General features: G+C 72.0%; 7 protein-coding genes. 2 read left to right on the forward strand and 5 right to left on the reverse strand.

The genetic code is table 11. The annotated features are described in order from the left end of the window. A partial coding sequence (locus tag AB0H87_RS36500) for a globin domain-containing protein (RefSeq protein WP_360156581.1) occupies positions 1–443 on the reverse strand: 443 nt, incomplete at its 3' end. A gap of 333 nt (positions 444–776) precedes the next feature. On the opposite strand from AB0H87_RS36500, the gene AB0H87_RS36505 reads away from it, so the two are divergent. After that, positions 777–2,780: an MFS transporter gene (locus AB0H87_RS36505; protein ID WP_360156584.1), complete on the forward strand. Its 2,004-nt coding sequence runs from the start codon at positions 777–779 to the stop codon at positions 2,778–2,780. 26 nt (positions 2,781–2,806) lie between these two features. On the opposite strand, the gene AB0H87_RS36510 is transcribed toward AB0H87_RS36505, so the two are convergent. From AB0H87_RS36510 to AB0H87_RS36520, 3 genes are read right to left on the reverse strand one after another with little or no spacing between them, the layout of a single operon-like run. Continuing rightward, on the reverse strand, positions 2,807–3,094 hold the full coding sequence (locus AB0H87_RS36510) for a hypothetical protein (protein WP_360156587.1): 288 nt from the start codon (positions 3,092–3,094) through the stop codon (positions 2,807–2,809). Positions 3,095–3,115: 21 nt separating this feature from the next. Beyond that, complete coding sequence (locus AB0H87_RS36515) at positions 3,116–3,916, reverse strand: SDR family oxidoreductase (protein WP_360156590.1); 801 nt, start codon at positions 3,914–3,916, stop codon at positions 3,116–3,118. 4 nt (positions 3,917–3,920) lie between these two features. Next, positions 3,921–4,907 (reverse strand): LLM class F420-dependent oxidoreductase, encoded by a 987-nt coding sequence (locus AB0H87_RS36520; protein ID WP_360156593.1) that lies wholly within the window; start codon positions 4,905–4,907, stop codon positions 3,921–3,923. Between the two features lie 117 nt (positions 4,908–5,024). On the opposite strand from AB0H87_RS36520, the gene AB0H87_RS36525 reads away from it, so the two are divergent. Then, on the forward strand, positions 5,025–5,651 hold the full coding sequence (locus tag AB0H87_RS36525) for a DUF3159 domain-containing protein (protein WP_360156596.1): 627 nt from the start codon (positions 5,025–5,027) through the stop codon (positions 5,649–5,651). A 314-nt stretch (positions 5,652–5,965) separates the two neighbouring features. Here the strand turns inward: AB0H87_RS36525 and AB0H87_RS36530 are convergent, their stop codons facing one another. Then, positions 5,966–6,127, reverse strand: a complete 162-nt coding sequence (locus AB0H87_RS36530; RefSeq protein ID WP_360156599.1) for an isochorismatase family protein — start codon at positions 6,125–6,127, stop codon at positions 5,966–5,968. Between the last annotated feature and the right edge of the window lie 13 nt (positions 6,128–6,140).

Genomic DNA, 6,140 nt, shown 5'->3' on the forward strand with positions numbered 1-6,140 from the left:
GCCGGACCGGAATCATCCGCCGGCCCCGCCGGACCCGAGAAGTCGTCTTCGAACTCGCCGGCGGCCCGTACCCAGGCGCCTTCGACCTCGGGCGTGAACGCGTCGCCGGCGAACTCGCGGAGGGTGGCGAGCAGGCAGCCCGCGACGGCCGTGTAGTGCTCCGGGCGTACGCCCCAGCCGTCGTGCTTGGCGCCGAGCGCCTCGAGGGTCGGGCGCAGCGCCTCGGGGTTCTCGTAGTTGGTCACGAGCGCGATGATGGCGCCCAGCAGCTTGTCGTGCTGCGCGTCCATGTCGGCGGGGAACATCGGCCGGACGGCCGGGTACTCGGCGAACAGCCGGCCGTAGAACGACGCGATGAGCTCATCCGCACGGTCGGCGACGACCTCGAGGCTGGCTTGCAGTAGCTTGGCGTCGGCCTCGTGGCTGGTGGTCTCCTCGGTCATTGGTCCTCCCCAGCGGTGGTGACCGTGGACGTCTCCCGGAGGGGTTCCAGAAGGCGTTTCGTCACTCAGAGCGTAGGGACCAGCACGACGCGTGACAAGACTCACGTGAATATGGCACAGATAGCGACAACTGCCGATTGCAACATGCTAGTGGCTGTGGTATGGCCAGGTTGCCATTGGCCTGCTGGCGGCGAGCCACCTGGCGAGTCGTTTATGTCCCGTCTGATCCCTGTTTGAAGTGCCCGTCGGGCCGCGGGTTGGGACCCAGTTCACGCGGCATCCGTGCGGGCGGCGCAATATGGTTAGTACAGCTAATGAGATGAGGCCGTACCCATGACGATCCACGCCCGCTCCGCCGGCCGGATTCCGCACAAGTGGTCGGTGCTGTCGAACACGACGCTCGGCATGCTGATGGCCACGGTCAACGCGTCGATCCTGATCATCTCGCTGCCGGCGATCTTCCGCGGCATCCACCTCGACCCGCTCGCGCCCGGCAACGTCAGCTATCTGCTGTGGATGTTGATGGGCTACCTGCTGGTGACCGCCGTACTGGTGGTGTCGCTGGGCCGGCTGGGCGACATGTTCGGCCGCGTGCGGATCTACAACGCGGGCTTCGCGGTCTTCGCGGCCGCGTCGGTGGCCTGCCTGCTCACGCCCGGTGCCGGGCGGACGGCGGCGCTCTGGCTGATCGGCTGGCGGATCGTGCAGGGCGTCGGCGGCGCGATGCTGATGGCCAACTCGGCGGCGATCATCACGGACACGTTCCCGGCGCGGCAGCGGGGCACGGCGCTCGGCGTCAACCAGGTCGCCGGCCTGGCCGGCAGCTTCGTCGGCCTGGTGCTCGGCGGCGTGCTGTCCGCGTGGCACTGGCGGTCGATCTTCGGCGTCAGCGCGCTGGTCGGTGTCGTCGGCGCCGTCTGGGCGTACCGGAACCTGCGCGAGACCGTGACCCGCAAGCCGGTGGTACGGATCGACTGGTGGGGGAACGCGACGCTGGCGGTCGGGCTGACGGTGCTGCTGGCTGCGTTGACCTACGGCATCCAGCCGTACGGGGACCACGTCGAAGGCTGGGCCAACCCGCTGGTCTTCGGTGGCCTGATCGTGGGTGCCGTGCTGCTCGTGGTGTTCTGCGTCGTCGAGACCCGGGTCGCGCAGCCGATGTTCCACCTGGGCCTGTTCCGGATCCAGGCGTTCTGGGCGGGCAACGCCGCGGCGCTGTTCAACGCCGTCGCCCGGGGTGGCCTGCAGTTCATGCTGATCATCTGGCTGCAGGGCATCTGGCTGCCGCTGCGGGGGTACGACTTCGAGGACACGCCCCTGTGGGCCGGCATCTACCTGGTCCCGCTGACGATCGGCTTCATCGTGGCGGGGCCGCTGTCGGGTTGGCTCTCGGACCGCTACGGCGCGAAGCTGCTGGCCACGGGCGGCCTGGTGGTGATGGCGGCGACGTTCGTCGGGTTGCTGTTCATCCCGGTCAACTTCAGCTACCCGGTGTTCGCGGTGCTGCTGTTCCTCAACGGCGCGGGCTCGGGCCTGTTCTCGGCCCCGAACACGACCGCGGTGATGAACGCGGTGCCGCCGGGGGAGCGGGGTGTCGCCTCGGGCATCCGGGCGACGTTCCAGAACGCGGGCATGGTCCTCTCGATCGGCGTGTTCTTCTCGCTCCTGATCGCGGGCCTGTCGTCGTCGCTGCCCGGCGCGCTGCAGTCGGGCCTGGGCGGGCAGGGCCTGCCACCGGACGCGGTCACGTCGGTGGTCGCGGTCCCACCGGTGTCGCTGATGTTCGCGGCGTTCCTGGGCACGAACCCGATCGGCACGCTCCTCGACCAGGCCGGCGTGACAGGCCAGGTCTCGCCGGACGCGCTGTCCCACCTGACCGGCCGCACGTTCCTGCCGGGCATCCTCAGCGGCCCGTTCCACGACGGCCTGATCGTGGTCTTCGTCCTGGCCGCGGCCCTCGCAGCCGCCGGCGCGGTCGTCTCCCTGTTCCGCGGCGGCGTCTACATCCACGAGGAGCCGGCGGCCGCTGGCTCGGTCGAGTCTGCTTCGCTCGCTAAGGGTGTCAGGTCGGGAGGTGGCGTCTCGCGGGAGAGCCACGAGGAGCCGGCGGCTGCTGGCTCGGTCGAGGCTGCTTCGCTCGCTAAGGGTGTCAGGTCGGGAGGTCGCGGCTCGCGGGAGAGCCACGAGGAGCCGGCGGCTGCCGGCTCGGCCGGGTCTGCCTCGCTCGCGGAGGGCGTCGGGCCGGGAGGTGGCGGCTCGCGGGAGTCCAACGGTCGTGCCAAGGCGACCGCCGCCGGCGCCGAGCATCCCAGACGCCGCGGCCGCCTCAGGCCGTAGAGCCCCTTCGCGGCGCGCGGTGTCGGTCAGTTCCCGGGCTTGATCAGCTCGGCGAGGTCGCGGAGCCGGCGGTAGTAGTCGCGCGCGTGGCCGGCCAGCAGCGGGAGGACCGCATCGAGGTCGTCCAGGCGGTCCGCGAGCACCGATCGCCGGCCCGCGTCGAGGTGGCCACCGTTGTCGAGCCAGACGCTGACGCAACCAGCGATGTCGGCGTCGACCATGACCATCTCCACGGCGCCGACGTTCGCACGGGGGAACGGCGCGCGCAGGTGCGCCTGCCACATCAGGGCGACCGTGCCCAGGCGGTCGCTCACCTCGGGACCGCGCGCCGGCGGTCAGGCGGTGGAGGAGACGCGGCTGATCAGCTTGCGCATCGACGCGAGCCAGCGGTCCGGGTCTTCCGCCTTGCGTTGCTGGTAGGTGGCCACCTCCGGGTGCGGGAGGATCAGGAAGCGCTCCGCCGCCAGGCCCTCAATCACCGCGTCCGCCACCTGTTCCGGGGTCAGCACCTCGCCGGCCGCGGCCGTGACCTGGGCGCCGGCGTGGCCGCGGGCCAGGCCCTGGTCGAGCATCGGGGTGCGGACGCCCTGCGGGCACAGCGCGCTGACGCGGATGCCGCGGTCGCCGTAGGTCATCGACAGCCACTCGGCGAAGGCGACGGCGGCGTGCTTGGTCACCGCGTACGGCGCGTCGCCGACCGCGGTCAGCAGGCCCGCCGCGGAGCAGGTCTGCAGCAGGTAGCCCGCGCCGCGGTCGAGCATCGACGGCAGCACCGCGCGGGCCGCGACGACGTGGGCGTGCACGTTGACGGACCAGGCGCGGTCCCAGACCGCGTCCGTGGTGTCCAGGCCCGTCCCCGTCGTGATGCCGGCGTTCGAGCAGAACAGGTCGACCGGGCCGAACGTCTCGTGCGCCGCGTCGACGAGGGCGGCCACCTGCGCCGGGTCCGTGACGTCGCAGGGCACCGCGCGGGTCAGGCCGCGGTCGATCGACCGGGCCAGCGCGTCGACGGCCGAGCCGTCGAGGTCGGCCAGCACCAGGCCGGCCGCCCCGGCGTCGGCGAAGCGGCGCGCCATCGCGGCGCCGATGCCGCCCGCCGCGCCGGTGATGACGACTACCTTGCCGCGCAGGTCCATGCGCTCAGCCTCTCTCCACACTGGATGGTGCGGACAGCTCACCGATCAGGGCGTGCAGCGCCTCGACGCCGCCCGAGGTGAGCTCCGGGGTCGGCAGCGGCGCCATCACCGGGGTCGTGACGCCGGCTTCGACGTACCGCATGATCTGCTCCTTGCACTGGTGCGGTGTGCCGTGGATGACGAGCGCGTCGACCAGCTCGTCGGGCACCGCCGCGAGTGCGCCGCGCCGGTCGCCGGCCGCCCAGGCCGTCCAGACCGGGTCGAGCAGGTCGCTGTTGCCGAGCCAGCGGTGGAACTCCGCGTACGCGGGAACGGTCAGGTAGCTCGTGATCATCCGCCGGCCGACGGCGCGGGCGTGGTCAGCGTCGGCGGTGGGGCACATGAAGATCCGGGCGGCGATCTCGAACCCGTCGGGGCGGGCGTCGCCGAGGGCGTCGAGCACCTTGGGCACATCCGTCGCCGCGAGCCAGTTGAGGATCGTCCCGTCGGCCTCGGCCGCGGCCAGCCGGAGCATCGCGGGGCGCAGCGCGGCGAGCAGGATCGACGGCGGTGTCGCCGGGGGGCGCTCGAGGCGGAACCGGCGCACCGCGAACGTGTCGAACTCGCGGTCGACCTGCTCGCCGGCCAGCGCGGCCCGGAGGAACCGGAGCATGTCGCGGCTGCGCTTGAACGGCTCGGTGAACGGCACCGCGTTCCAGTCGCCGACGACGACCGGCGACGAGGCGCCGATGCCGAGGACGAACCGGCCGGGCGCGGTCTCGGCCAGCGCGCCCGCGGTCATCGCGAGCAGCCCGGGCCCGCGCGTGAACACGGGCGCGACGGCGGTGCCGAGCCGCATCCGCGGCGTCGTGATCGCCCCGATCGTCAACGGCGTGAAGGCGTCGGCGCCGGCGACCTCGGACGTCCACAGGTCCGTGAAGCCGGCGTCGTGCAACAGCGCATAAAGTCGACCGTGGTCGGCCAACGGGATCCCGGCGAACGGGACCGTCATTCCCCAACGGTGGCTCACGTCTTGAGAACCTACCGGGTCCGGCCGTCGGGGTCGCCTACCGATTCGTTTGGTTAGGGTAACCTCACGGCGAGTTCCGGCCGCCGCTGGGGAGGTTCGATGGCCGAGGAGTCGCTCAACGACCTGCTCGGGGGCCGCCGCGGCGCGATCGAGGCGTCCTTGCCGCCACTCGCCTTCGGTGTCGGCTGGGCGGCCGGCGGCGCGTCCGTCCTGTTCGGCGTGATCGCCGCGCTGGCGGTCGGCACGGCGGTCGCGGCCTGGCGGCTGTCCCGCGGCCACCGCCCGCTGGCGGTGGTGATCAGCCTGTTCGGCGTGTGCCTGGCGGCGCTGATCGTGCTGCGCACCGGCCGCGCCGCGGACTTCTTCCTGCTGCAACTGCTGACGAACGCCGCGAGCGCGCTGGCGTGGCTGGTCAGCATCGCGATCCGCTGGCCCCTGCTCGGCGTCGTCGTGGGTTTCGCACTACGCCAGGGCACCCGCTGGCGCCGCGACCCGGCGCTGGTCCGGTCGTACGGCTGGGGCAGCGTCGTCTGGGTCATGCAGTACGTGATCCGGGTGGGCGTGTTCCTGCCGCTCTACGCCGCGGACCGGGTGCTGGCCCTGACCGCGACGCGGGTGGCCCTGACGTGGCCTTTGGTCGCGGCCTGCGTGGCGGTCAGCTGGTGGGTGGTCCGCCGAACCCTCCCGGCCGGCCATCCAGGCCTCCGAAACCCGGTACCCGTGTAGCGGCACGGACTCGACGCGGGCTCGCTACCGGGGTTGCGGGCCGTAACCGGAGCTGGCGCCGTTGTTCGGTGCCGGGTGTGTGGACGATGTCGGGCGGCGGACCGAGCCCCGGCTGCGGACGGTGCTGGGGCCGTGGACGGTGCCAGGCCGTGGGCGGTGCCGGTTTCGTCGGCGAACTCCGGGGGGTTTCTGCGGGCCCGCCCCTCCAGCCACGGATAAGAAAACCCCAGCGGGCCTGGCAGCGAAGCGAAGCGAGCGGTGTCTGGCGGGAGCGACGGTCGCGCCCACCACGGACCCGAGCAAGCAGCCCCTATCTAGGGTTTTTCGAGCATGTTGTGGAGCTCGGCGCTGTCGATGATGGTGGCGCGGCGGCCGAGGACCTTGTCGAGCAGGGTGTCGTGCAGTTCGGGGTCGGAGTCGGCGACGCCGTCGGAGAGGACGTAGACGCGGTAGTCGCGGTCCGCCGCGTCCATCACCGTGGAGAGGACG

The organism is Asanoa sp. NPDC050611 (assembly GCF_040654855.1).
Classification (GTDB): domain Bacteria; phylum Actinomycetota; class Actinomycetes; order Mycobacteriales; family Micromonosporaceae; genus Asanoa.